The sequence below is a fragment of the Kribbella sp. NPDC104740 genome, assembly GCF_055583505.1.
Genome location: NZ_JBVJNV010000006.1, coordinates 34312 through 50188, shown reverse-complemented (window position 1 = coordinate 50188; position 15877 = coordinate 34312). Strand labels below are relative to the sequence as shown.

The window sequence follows — 15877 nt, the reverse complement described above, 5'->3', positions numbered from 1 at the left end:
CCTTCCGACCCCGGCGCGGCCCGGGTCCGGAAACGGTCGCGGGCCCGGCCGAAGCCGAGCCCGCGGACAGTTCAGGACCCCTGACCAGGCAGGAGTTCTCCGTCTCAGTGACGCTGCTGGATGGCGGGGTGCGATCCGGCAGCGACCAGATCGGCGACCGAGCTGCGGGGATCGCTGCCGGTCACCAGGGTTTCACCGACGAGGACGACATCGGCCCCGGCGCGCGCGAACTCGATTACATCACGCGGGCCGCGGACACCGGACTCCGCCACCCGGACCAGGTTGGCCGGAATGCCGGGCGCGACCCGGGCGAAGGTGTCGCGGTCGATCTCGAGGGTCTTCAGGTTGCGGTTGTTCACGCCGATCAGCTGGGCCCCGGCGTCGACGGCGCGCCGGGTCTCCTCCTCGTCGTGCACCTCGACCAGCGGGCACAGGCCGATCGACTGGGCCCGCTCGATCAGCGAGACCAGCGCCTCCTGCTCCAGCGCCGCCACGATCAGCAGCACCATGTCCGCACCGGCCGCGCGGGCCTCCCACAGCTGGTAGGAGGACACCACGAAGTCCTTGCGCAGCACCGGTACGTCGACCTGGCCGCGGACCGCGCGCAGGTCGTCGAGGCTGCCGTTGAAGCGCCGCTTCTCGGTCAGCACCGAGATCGCCGCCGCGCCGCCCTGCTCGTACTCCCCGGCCAGCGCGGCCGGGTCGGTGATCTCGGCCAGCTCGCCCTTGGACGGGCTGGAGCGCTTCACCTCGGCGATCACCGCGATCCCGTCGCCGCGGAAGATCGGCATCGGGTCCTTGGCGTCGGGCATCCGCTGCGCCTCGAGCTTGAGGTCGTCCAGGCTGACCAGCGCCTGGCGCTCCGCGAGGTCCTCCCGAACCCCGGCGAGGATGTCGTCAAGCACAGTCATGTCGTGGTCCGTCCGTCAGTGGTGGTCGCTGGACTTGGCACCGAAGCCGAGCAACTGCATCACCTTGCCGACCAGGCCGCCGGCCACGGCGATCGCGGCGGAGATCCAGAACAGCACCCAGTTCGGTCCCATCACCATCGCGATGGCGCCCAGCGTGAACCCGACCAGCACGATCACCACGGCGGTCCAGGCCGCCGGGGTGCTGCCGTGCAGGCCGCCCGCGTGGCCGTCCTCGCTCTCGTACGTCGCCGGTACTTCCGTGCTGGTTTTTTCCGTCACCTGCGCCCACTCCCTGTCGTCGTCCCGTCCTATTGTGGCGGTACCCCGCCGCGATCAGATCGTCGGGTCCTCACCCGCGTCGATCGCCTTCCACTGATCCGCTGGCGCGGCGGCCGGATCACGCTCGTATCGCCGGGTCGGACGGCGCCACCGGTGCGCGGTCAGGACCCCGGTCAGCCCCGCGACGATCAACGCCACTCCCCCGGCCAGCGCCAGCCAGGGCGCCGGGCCGGTGGTCAGCCCGACGTGGTCGGTGACCGCCTGGCTCAGCTCGGGCCGCAGCCGGCCCAGTTCGGTCGTGCTCGGCCGCACCCGCAGCGCGACCAGGACCGCGGCCACGCCCATCAGCAGCACCAGGGCCGACAGGATGCGGCGGACCGCCGTACCGGCGAGTTTGACGACGACCACGGCGACGACGGCCGCCAGGCCGAGCGTCAGCGGTGCGCGCGTCACGGCGTACCCGTTGAAGTCGACGGTCGGGCGGCCGCTGCCGGGGTCCGCCGTCGACCAGGTCAGGTACGCCGACAGCGCCAGCAGCGCCAGCCCGACGAGGGCGGACAGGTCGACGACTCGTTGCGGGTTGCGCATCAGACCTCGGTGAACGTTCCGGCGACCGTGATCGCGTTGAGAACGGCCGCGGCCTTGGTGCGGCACTCGGCATCCTCGGCGGCCGGGTCGGAGTCGGCGACGATACCGGCGCCGGCCTGGACGTAGGCCGTCGAGCCGCGCAGGACGGCGGTCCGGATCGCGATCGCGGTGTCGACGTCACCGGCGAAGTCCAGGTAGCCGACCACACCGCCGTACACCCCGCGGCGCGTCACCTCGAGCTTGTCGATGATCTGCATCGCCCGCGGTTTGGGGGCCCCGGACAACGTTCCGGCCGGGAACGCGGCGGTCAGCGCGTCGAACGCGGTCTTGCCGGCCGCGAGCCGCCCGGTCACCGTCGACTCCAGGTGCATCACGTGGCTGTACCGGCGAACGTCCATGAAGTCGACCACCTCGACCGTGCCCGGCGCGCAGACCCGGCCGACGTCGTTGCGGCCGAGGTCGACCAGCATCAGGTGCTCGGCGCGCTCCTTGGCGTCGGCGAGCAGCTCCTCCTCCAGCGCGTGGTCCTCCTCCGGCGTCGCGCCGCGGCGGCGGGTGCCGGCGATCGGGTGCAGGATCACCTTGTTGTCGGTGACCTTGACCAGCGCCTCCGGGCTGGAGCCGACGATGTCGAACCCGTCGAGCCGGACCAGGTACATGTACGGGCTCGGGTTGGACCGGCGGAGCACCCGGTAGATGTCGAGCGCGCTCGCGGTGGTGTCCAGCTCGAAGCGCTGCGAGACGACGATCTGGAACGCCTCGCCGGCCCGGATCTCCTCCTTGGCGTGCTCGACGGCCTCCCGGTACTCCGCGCTGGAGCGCTGCCGGCGCGGGTCGGCCTCGACTTTCCGGTCGGCCCGGACGACGTACGACGGCGTCGGCTGCGCCAGGTCGCGCTCCATCGCGTCGAGCCGGCGGACGGCGTCGGCGTACGACTCGTCGACGCGCTCGTCGGAGTCGTCCCAGTTCACCGCGTTGGCGATCAGCCAGATCTCGCCGGTCTCGTGGTCGAGCGCGGCCAGGTCGGTGGCGAACAGGAACGTCAGCTCGGGCAGGCCCAGGTCGTCGACCGTTGTGTCCGGCAACTTCTCCAGCCGGCGGACGGCGTCGTACCCGAGGAAGCCGACCATGCCGCCGGTCAGCGGAGGTAGGTCGGGCAGCCGCGGGGTGTGCAGGATCTCGAGCGTCTCCCGCAGCGCCTGCAGCGGGTCACCGGTCTGCGGCAGACCGACCGGCGGGTTGCCCGTCCAGATCGCCTCGCCGTTGCGCTCGGTCAGCGTCGCGGCGCTGCGAACGCCGATGAACGAGTACCGCGCCCAGACACCGCCGTTCTCCGCCGACTCCAGCAGGAACGTGCCCTCGCGCTCGGCCGCGAGCTTGCCGTAGACGCCGATCGGCGTCTCGGCATCGGCCAGCAACCGGCGGGTGACCGGGATGACCCGGCGGTCCTTGGCGTACTCGCGGAAGGTCTCGAGCTCCGGGCTGTTCGCCGTCATCGGGTCTCCCGGCCGTACGAGGAGTGAACGAAGGTCATGGGGCCTCCCGGTCTGGACTGAGGAGGGAGGGAGCGCAGCGACCGACCGACGAGGGAAGACCGGGAGACAAAGCCCCATGACCCGCCGAGCGAAGCGAGGCCAATCATGCCGTGACCTCGATCTCGCCGTGCTCGAAGCAGCTGCGGGTGCCGGTGTGGCAGGCCGGGCCTTCCTGGTCGACCAGGACCAGCAGGGTGTCGGCGTCGCAGTCGACGAGGATCTGCTTCACGTGCTGGCGATGACCGCTGGTCTCGCCCTTGACCCAGTACTCCTGACGGCTGCGCGACCAGAACGTGCTCCGCCCGGTCGCGGCGGTCCGGCGGACGGCTTCGGCGTTCATCCAGCCGACCATCAGCACCTCGCGGGTGTCGTACTGCTGCACCACCGCCGGGATCAGCCCGGCCGCGTCGAAGGTCAGCTCCTCGATACTCACCGGCCCATTGTCCCTCAGCCCCGGTCGCCTCCTGACCAGCAGGTCAGGACTGGACCCCGAGTCCGGCCTGACAGGCGCGCGCGAGGCTGACAGGATGGCGGGATGACGACGAGTGTGGCGCGGGTGCAGACGCTGTTGCAGGACCATCCGCTGATCGACGGGCACAACGACCTGCCGATCGCCTTCTACGAGTTGTGCGGCTACGACCTGGACGCCTACGACCTGAGCGTCTCGGTACCGAAGCTGAACACGGACCTCCCGCGGCTGCGGGTCGGCCAGGTCGGCGCCCAGTTCTGGTCGCTGTGGGTCCCGCAGGACGACGACGCCGTACGCCGGACGTTCGAGCAGATCGACTTCGTGCACCGTCTCGTCGAGCGGTTCCCCGAGTCGATGGCGCTCACCCCGACCGCGCACGAGGTCGAGGCCGCGTTCAAGGAGCGCCGGATCGCGTCGCTGATGGGCATGGAGGGCGGCCACTCGATCGGTGAGTCGCTCGGCGTACTGCGGGTGATGCGCGCGCTCGGCGTCCGGTACATGACGCTCACCCACAACAACAACGTCTCCTGGGCCGACTCCGCGACCGACGAGCCGGTGCTCGGCGGGCTGAGCGCGTTCGGCGAGGAGGTCGTCGCCGAGATGAACCGGATCGGCATGCTCGTCGACCTGTCGCACGTGTCCGCCGACACGATGCGGCACGCGCTGCGGGTCACGTCGGCGCCGGTGATCTTCAGCCACTCGTCGGCGCGCGCGATCTGCGACGTTCCGCGCAACGTGCCCGACGACGTCCTCACGACGCTGGCCGGCAACGAGGGTGTCTGCATGGTCACCTTCGTGCCGTACTTCGTCTCGCAGCCGTTCGTCGACTGGGCCGACCAGGCCCGCGAGATCGCGACCGAGCACGACCTCGACCCGCTTCGCCCCGCCGACCAGAAGAAGCTCCGCGACCTGTACGACGTACCGCGGCCGAAGGTGACGCTGGAGGACGTGGTCGCGCACGTCGAGCACGTCCGCGAGGTGGCCGGCATCGACCACATCGGGCTCGGCGGCGACTACGACGGCTGCCCGCAGTTCCCGGTGGAGCTGCCGGACGTGGCGTCGTACCCGACGCTGTTCTACGCACTCGCCGACCGCGGCTGGTCCGACAGCGACCTGGTGAAGCTTGCCGGGGGCAACATTCTGCGGGTGCTCCGGGCCGCCGACGAGGTGTCGGGCTAGCTCGGGCGGTACTGGTCTCGGCGTACTTCCAGAGGTGTGAATCCCGCGCTCACGTAAGTTGCCACAGCTCCTTCGTTGAAGCAGGGCGTGATGACCTGCGCTCTGGAAGCACCAAGCTCACGCAGCGCTGCTGCGGCCGCGAGCGTCATCGCGCGGCCGTAGCCGTGCCCGCGATGGAGCCGGTGCACACCGAGCGGCTCGATCAGCCCCGGGCGGCCCTTGCCCGCCGACCAGACGGTGACAGCCGCCACCGGCTCGCCGGCGCCGTCGCGCCCGATCAGGCACCGCGCCCGCGCGTACGGCGTACCGTCGGCCATCGCCTGCCACCGCTCGTCGCTGAACGTCGACCCGTCGAACGAGGCCCGCTGCACCGCAACCCTCACCGCGGCGGTCTCCGGGGTGACCAGCTCGACTTGCAGTCCACCGTCTTCGACTGGCTCGCTCAACTCCCGCTCCAGCGGCTGCCACGGGTCGTCCAGCTCCCACTCGGCGCTGAACAACAAATCCCGCACCCGGCTGTCGGTCGGCGTCTCCAGGTAGACCTTCCCCGCCACCAACACCCCGCGCGCCGGATCAGCCACGTCCTCCGCGATCCGCCGCGCCAGCTCGTCATCCTGCTGCGCTGCCGGTGCGATGGCCACCCGCAGCAGATCGGCCTCGTCGAGCATGCCGACGGCAAGGATCTCCCCGTCCCGCGCCCACGTCCGCACCGCCGCCGCGGTCTGCTCGGGGCCGTACCGCCAGAACCACCCGAGATCCCCCGGATGCAACTGCACCGCCCCACCGTCCACCTGCCACTCGGCCAACCGCGCCGCCACCATCTCCAGCCCACCCACCACCGGAGTCGCCAACTCGATACCCATCCCCTGATCCCACACCACCAGCGCCGAAAACGCACACCGGGCCACCCCACGCCAGCGGACCACCCTCATCACCTTGCACATCTTTCAAGTGCCGGCCACCGATCGAGGGCCGGCACTTGAAAGATGTGGAGGTGACGAACTGGAGATGTTTGTGGTTTTCCCGATCGGGCACGGGGCGGGCTCACCGTGTTGATCGACAACGAGGAGTAGTTGTGCTGACCTTGACGGAGAACGCGACTCTGGTCATCAAGTCCATCACCGGCGTCGACGGCGCGCCGGAGGGTGCCGGCGTGCGGATCTCCCAGGAGAACCCGACCGACCCCTCCCTGGCGGTGACGACGACCGAGGGCCCGCAGCAGGGCGACCAGGTGGTCGAGGAGAGCGGCGCGCGGGTGTTCCTGGAGGAGAACGCGGCCAGCACGCTGGACGACAAGATCCTGGACGCCGCGGTGGACGACAAGGGTGGGGTCGAGTTCCTGCTCGTCCCGCAGCCCGGCGCCGGGCAGCAGAACGGCGCGGCTCCGACGCCGTCGTAACAACTGAAGCCGGGCGTGCTGCCTCAACAGCACGCCCCGAGTGACCGACGTGGCGGGCCGGAGCCCTTTTCCTCCCTTCTCCGGCCCGCCTCGTCGTGCAAAGACGAGAGGAAGCGGCCCGCCAAGGTGAGTTTCAGCCTGCGGAGCGCTGGGCGATCCAGCTGCTGTGCAAGCGCGAGTACACGCCACCCTGGCCGACAAGCTCGGCATGCGGACCCCGCTCGACCACACGGCCCTGATCGAACACCAGTACTTCGTCCGCCGCCTCCGCCGTCGACAACCGGTGCGCGATCGTCACCGACGTCCGCCCGGCCATCAGCCGCTCCAGCGCCGCGTTGACCCGCACCTCCGTCCCCGGGTCCACCGCCGATGTCGCCTCGTCGAGGACCAGCAGATCCGGGTCGGCGATGTTCGCCCGCACGAGCGCCACCAGCTGCCGCTCCCCCGCCGACAGCGACTCGCCGCGCTGCCCGACCGGCGAAGCGAGCCCGTCGGGCAGCGACTCCAGCCAGTCCGTCAGCCCCAGCGACTCGAACGCCGCCAGCAGCTCGGCGTCCGTCACCTCCGGCCGCCCGAACCGCACGTTCTCCGCCAGCGACGAGTCGAACAGGTACCCGTCCTGCGGCACCATCACCACGCGCTCCCGCAGCGAGCTGAACGCGATCGTCCGCGCGTCCGCGCCGTCCAGCAGCACGGCACCCGACGTCGGATCCATCAACCGCGTCAGCAGCTTCGCGAACGTCGTCTTGCCCGACCCGGTCTCCCCCACGACCGCGACCCGCCGGTGCGGTTCGAGCCGTACGTCGACGTCGCGCAGGACCAACTCCCCTTCCGGGTAAGCGAAGTTCACGTCCGCGAACTCGACCGTGATCGGCCCCCGCCCCTGCGTCACGCCGTCCTCGCCCGGGTCCACGACGTCAGCCGGCGTCGCGATCACGCCGAGCACCCGCCGCCATCCCGCGAACGCACTCTGCGCGTCGGTCAGCACCTGCGTCGCGATCTGCACCGGGTCGGAGAACAGCGCGACCAGGAACATGAACGCCAGGATCTCGCCGAGCGTCGCCTGACCGTCGACACCGAGCAGCACCCCCGCGGTCAGCACACCGGCGTTGGCCAGACCGGCGGCCAGACCACCGATCGAGAACGTGATCCCGGTGATCGCCTGCGCCCGCGTCGCCGTCTTCCGGTAGTCCTCGATCGACGCATCGATCCGCTGTTGGGTCCGGCGCTCGATCGCGTACGCCCGGACGACCTGCGCGCCGACGACCGGCTCCGCGATCGCCGACAGCATCTCGCCGACCTTCGCCCGCACCACGCCGTACGCCGCCGACATCAACCGCTGCAGCGACTTCAGGCTCGCGAACAGCGGGATGAAGCAGATCAGCACCACCAGCGCGAGCTGCCACGAGTACACGAACATGACCACGGTCGCGAGCAGCATCTGCCCGATGCTGACCAGGAAGATGAACCCGCCGAACTGCAGGAACTGCGACACCGTGTCGACGTCGGAGGTCACGCGACTGACCAGCGCACCGCGCCGCTCGGTCGACTGGGTCAGCACCGGCAGGTCGTGCACGTGCCGGAAGGCCTTGATCCGCATCGTGGCCAGGCCGCTCTCGGAGTTGATCGCGAGCCGCACGGTGGTCAGGTACGACGCGAACGCCGTGACCAGGATCCCGCCCGCACAGGCGACGCACATCCAGGCCACGAACGACATGTCCGGCCCGCCCGGCCCGGACAGCCCCTTGTCGATGGTCTGCTGCACCGCGATCGGTACGACGATCCGCCCGGCCGTCATGGTCAGCGCGAGCAGCCCGGTGATCCACCATCCGCGGGCCAGCTCCGGCGAGACCCGGATGCCCTGTCGCAGGGTGTCGAGCCCTCCGGCGTTGTCCCCGGCATCGAGCCGGGTCGCCTCCGCGGCACTCACGCGCTTGCTCCTTCGCTGTCCAGATCGTCCAGTTCGGCGGCCAGCTCGGCCTCTTCCTCACGCCGCGCGGCGTCCTTCTCGTACGCGTCGACCAGATCCCGGTACTCCGGGGACTTCTCCTGCAGCTCCAGGTGCGTGCCCTGCGCCGCGATCCGCCCGTCGTCGAGGAACAGCACCTCGTCGGCCAGCGAGATCGTCGCCTTCCGGTACGCGATCACCAGCACGGTGGTGTCCGACCGCCCACCCTGTACGGCGCTGCGCAGGCCGGCCAGGATCCGGGCCTCGACCTGCGGGTCGACCGCGCTGGTCGCGTCGTCGAGGATCAGCAGCCGGGGCCGCCGGACCAGCGCCCGGGCGAGCGCGATCCGCTGCCGCTGACCGCCGGACAACGTCGTACCGCGCTCGCCGACCTTGGTGTCGAGCCCGTCGGGCAGCGACCGGATGAACCCGTCGCCCTGCGCGATCCGCAGCGCGTCCCAGATGTCGTCGTCGGTGAAGTCGCCGCCGAGCGTGATGTTGCCGCGGACCGAGTCGTCGAACAGGAACGCGGTCTGCGCGACCAGCGCGACCGACCCGGCCAACTCGTCGCGGGCCAGCGTCCGCAGGTCGACGCCGTCGATCCGGACCGCGCCCTGCTCGGGGTCGACCAGCCGGGTCAGCATCGTGGTCAGCGTGGACTTGCCGGCGCCGGTCGGACCGACCACGGCGACCGTCCGGCCGGGCTCGATGGTGAAGTCGACGCCGGACAGCACGTCACGCTCGGGCAGGTACCCGAAGTGGAGGTCCTGGACGTCGAGCCGGGCCGCGGCGATCGAGGTGAGCTTCTGGTCGCCGTACTCCATGCCGCCCTCGGCGGTGAGCACGCGCTGGACGCGGTCCCAGCCGACGACCGAGCGCGGCAGCTCGCCGAGCACCCAGCCGAGCGCCCGGATCGGGAAGCCGATCAGCGTGAACAAGAACGCAACCTGGACCACGTCACCGGCGTCCGCCGCACCGGACTTCACCCGGCCGACCCCGACCAGCAGGACGAGCAGGACGCCGATCCGCGGCAGCCCTTCGATCACCGGATCGAACGCCCCGCGGGCCCGGTTCACCGCGATGTTGGCGTCGCGCAGCTCGTTGGTCGGGCCGGTGAAGCGCTCGGTCTCGGCGGCCTCGCGGCCCAGCGTCTTGACCACCAGCGCACCGTCGAACGACTCGTGGGCGACCTCGGAGACATCAGCGCGCAGCTCCTGCGCGCGGGTCGCGAGCGGCTGCAGGACCCGCTGGAAGATCACGTTGGCGACGAAGACGAGCGGGAAGACCAGACAGCCGACCAGCGCCAGCCAGACGTCGGCGGCGAACATCGCGGCGGTCGCGAAGGCGAGCATCGCGATCACGCCGACCGCCATCGGCAGCGGGGCGATCGGGTACCAGGTCGACTCGACGTCGGCGTTCGCGTTCGACAGCAGCTGGCCGGTCGGGTGCTTGTGGTGCCACTCCAGCGGGAGCTTCAGGTACTGCCGGGTGACCCGGCGCCGGTACGTCGCCTGCAGGCGGAACTGCATCACGCCGGCGCCGACCCGGCGGCCGACCACACCGATCGCGCGCAGGACCGCGATCCCGAGGAACAGCGAGACCAGCGACGCCAGCGCGCCGAAGGTGGTGTCCCCGCGCTCGAGCGCCGGGCGGATCACGTGGTCGGTGGCCCAGCCGAGCGCCCAGCCGTCGGCGACCGTCATCGCGCCGTACAGCATGCTGGCCGCGACCGAGAGCGCGAAGACCCAGGGCTCCTCGGCGATCGCGACACGCAGGACCGCGAACCCGCGCCGGGTCACGCTCCCCTTGGTGGGGACTTTCGGCAACGGCACGGGGCATCCTTCACGACGGCACTGTCAGGTGTGTAGGCAGCCAGTGAGACTGACAACGAATGACATTCTGCCATTGGGCACCGACAACTACGATCGAGTTGTGACCGACTACAGCCAGGTGGAACGACTCGCTCTGTGTGACCTCTTCGACCAGGTGGGGCCGGACCAGCCGACCCTGTGCGAGGGGTGGTCGACCCATGACCTGGCGGCGCACCTGTGGGTGCGCGAGTCCGACCCGGTGGCCGGGCCGGGGATCATGATCCCGGCGCTGGCCGACACCACCGAGCGGCGGATGACCGGGGCGAAGACGCGCTGGACCTTCACCGAGCTGGTCGACCGGGTCCGCAACGGGCCTCCGACGGTGTCGATCTTCAACCTGCCGGTGCTCGGCCCCCAGCTGAACGTGACCGAGTACTTCGTGCACCACGAGGACGTCCGCCGCGCGGTCGCCGACTTCCAGGTCCGGGCGCTGCCGGACGACCAGCAGGCCGGGCTGTGGAAGATGGCCAGCCTGCGGGCCCGCTCGATGCTGCGCAAGGCGAGCAGCGGCGTGGTGCTGCGGACGCCGGACGGCCGTGAGGCGGTCGCGAAGAAGCCGACCGCCGCCGGGTCGGTGACGATCACCGGCGAGCCGGCCGAGCTGGTGCTGTTCTGCTTCGGCCGTCAGTCGGTCGCGCAGGTCGACCTCGACGGCGACCCGGAGCTCACCGCCCAGCTGCAGAACCAGTCATTCGGCGTCTGAGATCGTCGCCTTCTTCTTCCGGTACCGCTGCACCAGGCTGCTGACCACCGTGGTCAGCAGCACCAGCACGATCGCCGCCACGACGCCTTGCCAGGGCTTGTCGAACAGCGCGTACCCGAGCAGCCCGATGGCCATGTAGACCGCCGCCCACAGCGACGACGCGGCCAGGTCGACCACTGCGAACCGGTGCCACCGGTACCCGGCCAGCCCGGCCGCGAGCAGCACCGGCACCCGCCCGCCGGGGATCAGCCGCGAGGTCAGCAGCACGCTGATCTCGTGGTTGGCCAGCCGGTCGCGGAGCGCGTCGAGCGACGCGTTGTCGCGCAGCCAGCCGATCCGCTTCGCGAGCCGCTCGCCGCCGGCGCGGCACCCGGCGTACACGATGAGGTCGCCGAGATAGGCGCCACCGGCCCCGGCGATCAGTACGCCGACCAGGCCGATCGGGTTGTTGTGCGAGGCGAGCACCGCCCCGGCCGACACCGCCGCACCGGTCGGCAGCACCGGGAGCACCGCGCCGAGCAGCACGGCACCGGCCAGCACGATCAGGTACCAGAGGTCGAAATGCGCGTCACCGCTCACGGCCGCACCACCTCCGTCGACTCCCCCGGCACCAGAACCTCCACCTTCACTCCCGCGTCCACCGCCGCCATCTCCGCCTTGAACCGGTCGCCCGGCGGCAGGAACAGCTCCGGCTTCAGCCAGTCGCAGCCGATCGGCCAGAACGTCCCGAAATGTACCGGTACGGCGTACCGCGCACCGACCCGCCGAACCGCTTCCGCGGCCCGAACCGGATCGAGGTGCCCTTCGCCGAGCGACGGCCCCCAGCCACCGACCGGGATCAGCGCCAGGTCGACCGGGCCGACCTCGGCGGTCAGGTCGTCGTACAGGTCGGTGTCGCCGGCGAACCAGACGCTCGGCGAGCTCTCGACGCGGAAGCCGAGCGCCTGGGCCCGGTACTGCGACCAGGGCAGCCGGCGGCTGTCGTGGTCGGCGGTGACCGCGGTGATGTCCAGCCCGCCGATCCGCACCTGGTTGCCCGGGGCAACCTCGATGCAGCGGTCGGAGTACGCCTTGCCGGCCTCGGCGTGGATCAGCCGGGCGGCGCCGCGCGGGACGACCAGCGCGGCGTCCGGCGAGACCAGCGGCAGCGAGGTCAGGTGCAGGTGGTCGGCGTGCAGGTGCGAGATCAGCACCGCGTCGCAGTCCCCCGCGTCCGGCAGCGGCAGCGGGCCGCGCCGGCGGCGCAGGTGCGCGATCCGGGCGGTCAGGACGGGGTCGGTGAGCAGCTTGGTGCCGCGGTCCTCGATGGTGGTGGTGGCGTGCCCCCACCAGGTGATTCGCACGCCTCAGGCCTCCACACTCGCGTCGCTGTCCACCGTGACGCCCTGACCCACGCGCCCGTCGCCGGACTCCGTGCGCTCCAGCTCGTCGTCGTCGACCGTCTCCGTGCCCGGCCGCTTGCGCTGGCCGAGCTGCTCCAGCCAGCTGATCAGCAGCGCGTGCACCGCATCGGAGCCGACCGGTGGCTCGTCGACGACCCAGCGCCGCGGGTGCACGAGCACCGCCTCGGTCTGCCAGCCGCCGATCCCGCCGTGGCAGCCGACCAGCTCCTCGAACGCCGCCACCTCGTGGGTGTACTCGTCGAGCCGGCTGACCACCACGAGGTCGCCGTTGTGCGGCATCTCGGCCTGCCGCAGCAGCGACGACGCGGCCAACGGCCCGTACGCCGCCAGCGGGTCCTCGCCCTCGACCCGGCCGGTCCGCAGCACGTGCACCCCGGCCCGGCCGATCGCGACCGGCCCCTCGGCCAGCGAGTCGATCACCACGAACCCGATCCCGGGATGTGTCGCCAGCCCGGGCACGAGCCGCGGGTGCAGCAGCTCGATCTCCTCCAGCGGAACCCGACCCGGCGTCGTCGCCAGGTAGATCAGCGCCAGGTTGCCCGAGGCGGTGACCACCATCTGCTCGTCGGCCGCGACCGGCGGCTCGCAGTCGGCCGGCCCGAGCTCGACCTCGCCGCGCGGAGCCTTCCCGTGCAGCGCCTTGCGGGTCACCGACCCGGCGACGCTGCGGCGCAGGCTCAGCTCGGTCAGGAACGCGTTCACCGGTCCCCAGCCCTCGGACCGGCCGGTCGCCGCGACCGGCTCCTTGGTGGTGTCGACCAGGTCGTCGACCACCTGGGTCAGCGTCCGTCCGTACCGCTGCAGGAAGGTCGAGCCCTGGCTCTGGCCGTGGTCGGACAGCACCACGATCTCGTACGAGTGCGGCAGCGTGTCGATGATCCGCTGCAGCGCGCCGAGCACCCGGTCCAGGCCCTCGAGGGTCTGCAGCGACTCCGGGCGGGTCGGGCCGGCGTGGTGCGCGACCTCGTCGTAGTCGACGAAGTCGCAGTAGATCACCGGGGTGCCCTTGACCAGCTCGTCGGTGATCAGCGAAACGTTCAGGTCGCGCAGCAGCACGTTCGAGACCGCCCGCAGGAAGATGTACGAACCGCCGCGGTTGACCCGCGGGACCAGCTTGCGCATCCGCTGCCGGCGCGCCTGGTGCAGCTCCTTGATCATCTCGCCGACGCTGAGCACCAGGCCGCGGGTGACGCCCTGCGGGCTGCTGAAGAACCGGACGTAGCCGCGGGCGCGGGCGCTGGGCAGCGCGGCCCGGCTGAAGACGAGCACCGAGTTCGGGGCGTCGCCGGACCAGTTGTTGCTGATGCTGACGCCGCCGTCGGCGAGCAGGCCGCGGCCGGTCGACATCCGGGCCTCGATCTCGGCGGCGTCGCGGGACCGGTTGGTGACCATCACCCGGCCGGTCTCCTTCTCGTACCAGCGGAACGCCGGGATCTGCCCGGAACCGCCGTGCAGGATGCCGGCCTGGCTGGCCGGAGTGGTCGCCGGTACGCCGGTGTGCCAGCCGAGCATCGAGTGGCTGCCGTCGCGGATCCAGCCGCCCAGGTGCGGCAGGTTGCCCGACATCACCATCCAGTTCAGCAGCGGCGCGGCCAGGCCGTCGATCTGGACGATCAGCAGCCCGGTCTTCGGCGCGGGCTGCAGCCGGCGGGCCTTGCGGCGGACGCCGCGCATCACCTCCGACACGTACGCGTCGTCGCTGCCGGCGTACGCGACCCAGCCGACGAAGGCGCTGACCGACGACATCACGATCGAGACCAGCAGCGGCGCCTCGACGCCGCCGTGCAGATTGACGCCCGGGTCGAGCGTGACGCCGACGTACACGACGCCGAACTGGGACAGCAGGCCGCCGATCAGGACGCCGACCGAGCCGATCAGGATCGCCAGGCCGGCCAGCAGCCAGCGCATCAGCAGCCCGATCACGGCCAGCAGCACGACCAGGCGGAAGACCGGCAGCGGACCGTCGCTGCTGATCTGCGGCAGCGTCCAGAAGGTGATGACGAGCGACACCAGCGACGCCAGGCCGCCCAGCAGCATCGCCTGCAGGCCACGCGTGGTCCGGCGGACGTCGAGCCAGACCGGACGCCGGCGCCGGTCGCCGGAGACCTGCTCAGGTGGTTTGGCCAACCTTCCGACTCCCCGTTCGAGTAGTTCACTACTGGAACGAGACTACGAGGCCGCCCCGCACACCCGTCCACTGCGCCACGCAACGGACGGGTGCTTCCCGGGTCGACCCTGAGCCGGCGACGGGGTGAACCCTCACTGGAGCTCGAAGTAGTCCACCTCCGCGTACGAGTTGCCCTTGGTCAGCCGGATGGTGTTCCAGCCCGCGTTCAGCGTCACGCCGACCGAGCTCTGGCGCCAGTTGTCCCAGCCGGCGGCCGGGTAGCTGACCGAGCCCTGGCTGTTGCCGTTGACAACGACACCGTGGCTGGCGGTGCTGCCGGTGCCGTTCGCGTAGCCGACCCACAGCGTGTAGCTGCCGGCTCGCGGTGCGTAGAACGTGTTCTCCACCCAGGAGTCCGCGAAGTCGATGTACGCCGCGACGGCGCCCTGCGACGCGCCGGCGGCGCCGGTGCGGACCCGGCAGTTGTTCAGCGTGCCGCGCTCGGCCTCGGTGCGGACCCGGCTGCCGCGGACGACCGGGAAGTCGCCGGCCCAGCCGAGGTCGGCGACGTACAGGTGCCGGGCGCCGTTGACCCAGCCGTGCAGGAAGACCTTGTCGTTGACGAAGTCGGCGCCACCGGGGCCGCAGACGTGGTTGTCGAAGCTCGCGCTCGTCATCAGTGGCCGGTAAGCCGTGGTCCACGGGCCGTTGAGGGTGGGCGCGACGGCGTACGAGGTGAGGTACTCGCAGCCGGTGTAGCTGCCGCCGGAGTAGAAGAGGACAAACTGGCTGCCGCGCTGGACCAGGTCGGGGGCCTCGATGACACCGCCGGAGGAGATCAGCGCGGTGTTGCCGCCGGTGAGGGCGGTGCCGTTGTTCGTCGTACGGGTGAGCCAGAGGGTGGAGTTGACCCCGATGGCGTTGCCGTCGTTCTTCCAGAGCAGGTAGCGGGTGCCGTCGTTGGCGACGAACGTGTTGGCGTCGATGGCGCCGCCGAGGTTGAGCGGGCAGATCAGCGGCTGATTGCCTACCGGGGTGAACGGGCCGAGCGGTGAACTGGCCGTGGCGGCGCCGATGCACTGGCGGCCGGAGGACTTGTGCCAGGCGGTGTAGGTGAGGGTGAAGCTGCCGTCCGGGTTCGGGTGGACGTCGGGAGCCCAGGTGCGGCCGGACTGGGCCCAGGCCGCGGACGGGCCGCCGGGCATCGCGTCGCCGCGGATCGTCCAGGGGCCGTTCGCGCTCGGGGCGGAGGCGGCCGGGACGTGACCGCGGCCGTTGTTGGTGGAGTAGGCGTACCAGGTGCTGCCGACCTGGACGACGTCCGGGTCGGGGAAGTCCTCGTTGATCACGGGGGCCGGGAAGACGGCCGCGGTGGTTCTCTGCTCGGCGGCTGTGGCCGGGGTGGTGCTGACCGGGCTCAGCGCTGCTGCGAGCGCGGTCAAGCCGGCCAGCGCGGTCAGGAGACGTCTGCGCATCATGTGCTCC

The 15877-nt window shown here is 71.1% G+C and carries 15 protein-coding genes; 3 read left to right on the top strand and 12 right to left on the bottom strand.

The window, feature by feature from the left end; all coding sequences use genetic code 11:
* Nucleotides 1–104: 104 nt before the first annotated feature.
* The 5 genes from trpC to hisI form a co-directional block, all read right to left on the bottom strand.
* Nucleotides 105–911, bottom strand: a complete 807-nt coding sequence (gene trpC / locus ACZ6Z4_RS28345; RefSeq protein WP_465570301.1) for an indole-3-glycerol phosphate synthase TrpC — start codon at nucleotides 909–911, stop codon at nucleotides 105–107.
* A 15-nt stretch (nucleotides 912–926) separates the two neighbouring features.
* Complete coding sequence (locus ACZ6Z4_RS28340) at nucleotides 927–1190, bottom strand: HGxxPAAW family protein (protein WP_363675475.1); 264 nt, start codon at nucleotides 1188–1190, stop codon at nucleotides 927–929.
* A gap of 54 nt (nucleotides 1191–1244) precedes the next feature.
* Nucleotides 1245–1778, bottom strand: coding sequence for a Trp biosynthesis-associated membrane protein (locus ACZ6Z4_RS28335; protein ID WP_465570299.1), 534 nt, complete (start codon nucleotides 1776–1778; stop codon nucleotides 1245–1247).
* The gene (locus tag ACZ6Z4_RS28330) at nucleotides 1778–3274 is read right to left on the bottom strand and encodes an anthranilate synthase component I (RefSeq protein ID WP_465570297.1); all 1497 of its coding nucleotides are present in this window, start codon (nucleotides 3272–3274) and stop codon (nucleotides 1778–1780) included. Before ACZ6Z4_RS28330 ends, ACZ6Z4_RS28335 begins: the two co-directional genes overlap by 1 nt.
* Nucleotides 3275–3416: 142 nt before the next feature.
* Complete coding sequence (hisI, locus tag ACZ6Z4_RS28325; RefSeq protein WP_344170081.1) at nucleotides 3417–3746, bottom strand: phosphoribosyl-AMP cyclohydrolase; 330 nt, start codon at nucleotides 3744–3746, stop codon at nucleotides 3417–3419.
* A gap of 102 nt (nucleotides 3747–3848) precedes the next feature.
* On the opposite strand from hisI, the gene ACZ6Z4_RS28320 reads away from it, so the two are divergent.
* Complete coding sequence (locus ACZ6Z4_RS28320; protein ID WP_465570294.1) at nucleotides 3849–4961, top strand: dipeptidase; 1113 nt, start codon at nucleotides 3849–3851, stop codon at nucleotides 4959–4961.
* Here ACZ6Z4_RS28320 and ACZ6Z4_RS28315 read toward each other — a convergent pair.
* Entirely contained in the window at nucleotides 4958–5824 is an 867-nt protein-coding gene (locus tag ACZ6Z4_RS28315) for a GNAT family N-acetyltransferase (protein WP_465570292.1), read from the bottom strand. The two genes, ACZ6Z4_RS28320 and ACZ6Z4_RS28315, sit on opposite strands and share 4 nt — an antisense overlap.
* Before the next feature lie 212 nt (nucleotides 5825–6036).
* Between ACZ6Z4_RS28315 and ACZ6Z4_RS28310 the strand changes: the two genes are divergently transcribed.
* Nucleotides 6037–6360 (top strand): Fe-S cluster assembly protein HesB, encoded by a 324-nt coding sequence (locus ACZ6Z4_RS28310; RefSeq protein ID WP_363675486.1) that lies wholly within the window; start codon nucleotides 6037–6039, stop codon nucleotides 6358–6360.
* Nucleotides 6361–6493: 133 nt separating this feature from the next.
* Here ACZ6Z4_RS28310 and ACZ6Z4_RS28305 read toward each other — a convergent pair whose 3' ends face one another.
* Nucleotides 6494–8290, bottom strand: a complete 1797-nt coding sequence (locus ACZ6Z4_RS28305) for an ABC transporter ATP-binding protein (RefSeq protein WP_465570287.1) — start codon at nucleotides 8288–8290, stop codon at nucleotides 6494–6496.
* On the bottom strand, nucleotides 8287–10140 hold the full coding sequence (locus ACZ6Z4_RS28300) for an ABC transporter ATP-binding protein (RefSeq protein ID WP_465570285.1): 1854 nt from the start codon (nucleotides 10138–10140) through the stop codon (nucleotides 8287–8289). Before ACZ6Z4_RS28300 ends, ACZ6Z4_RS28305 begins: the two co-directional genes overlap by 4 nt.
* A 100-nt stretch (nucleotides 10141–10240) precedes the next feature.
* On the opposite strand from ACZ6Z4_RS28300, the gene ACZ6Z4_RS28295 reads away from it, so the two are divergent.
* Nucleotides 10241–10882, top strand: coding sequence for a TIGR03085 family metal-binding protein (locus ACZ6Z4_RS28295; RefSeq protein ID WP_465570283.1), 642 nt, complete (start codon nucleotides 10241–10243; stop codon nucleotides 10880–10882).
* Here ACZ6Z4_RS28295 and ACZ6Z4_RS28290 read toward each other — a convergent pair.
* The 4 genes from ACZ6Z4_RS28290 to ACZ6Z4_RS28275 all read right to left on the bottom strand — a co-directional run bounded on the left by ACZ6Z4_RS28290 (nucleotide 10868) and on the right by ACZ6Z4_RS28275 (nucleotide 15867).
* Nucleotides 10868–11461, bottom strand: coding sequence for a DedA family protein (locus ACZ6Z4_RS28290; RefSeq protein WP_363675494.1), 594 nt, complete (start codon nucleotides 11459–11461; stop codon nucleotides 10868–10870). The two genes, ACZ6Z4_RS28295 and ACZ6Z4_RS28290, sit on opposite strands and share 15 nt — an antisense overlap.
* Entirely contained in the window at nucleotides 11458–12225 is a 768-nt protein-coding gene (locus ACZ6Z4_RS28285) for an MBL fold metallo-hydrolase (RefSeq protein ID WP_465570280.1), read from the bottom strand. Before ACZ6Z4_RS28285 ends, ACZ6Z4_RS28290 begins: the two co-directional genes overlap by 4 nt.
* Before the next feature lie 3 nt (nucleotides 12226–12228).
* A complete protein-coding gene (locus ACZ6Z4_RS28280) occupies nucleotides 12229–14412 on the bottom strand; it encodes an alkaline phosphatase family protein (RefSeq protein ID WP_465570278.1) in 2184 nt (727 codons plus the stop codon).
* Nucleotides 14413–14544: 132 nt separating this feature from the next.
* A complete protein-coding gene (locus tag ACZ6Z4_RS28275; protein WP_465570276.1) occupies nucleotides 14545–15867 on the bottom strand; it encodes a family 43 glycosylhydrolase in 1323 nt (440 codons plus the stop codon).
* Between the last annotated feature and the right edge of the window lie 10 nt (nucleotides 15868–15877).

Bases quoted from the DNA above. Each gene is read 5' to 3' on its own strand.
- ACZ6Z4_RS28275 (WP_465570276.1), bottom strand. From the start codon at position 15,867: ATGCGCAGACGTCTCCTGACCGCGCTGGCCGGCTTGACCGCGCTCGCA.
- ACZ6Z4_RS28330 (WP_465570297.1), bottom strand. From the start codon at position 3,274: ATGACGGCGAACAGCCCGGAGCTCGAGACCTTCCGCGAGTACGCCAAG.
- ACZ6Z4_RS28320 (WP_465570294.1), top strand. From the start codon at position 3,849: ATGACGACGAGTGTGGCGCGGGTGCAGACGCTGTTGCAGGACCATCCG.
- ACZ6Z4_RS28315 (WP_465570292.1), bottom strand. From the start codon at position 5,824: ATGGGTATCGAGTTGGCGACTCCGGTGGTGGGTGGGCTGGAGATGGTG.
- ACZ6Z4_RS28335 (WP_465570299.1), bottom strand. From the start codon at position 1,778: ATGCGCAACCCGCAACGAGTCGTCGACCTGTCCGCCCTCGTCGGGCTG.
- trpC (WP_465570301.1), bottom strand. From the start codon at position 911: ATGACTGTGCTTGACGACATCCTCGCCGGGGTTCGGGAGGACCTCGCG.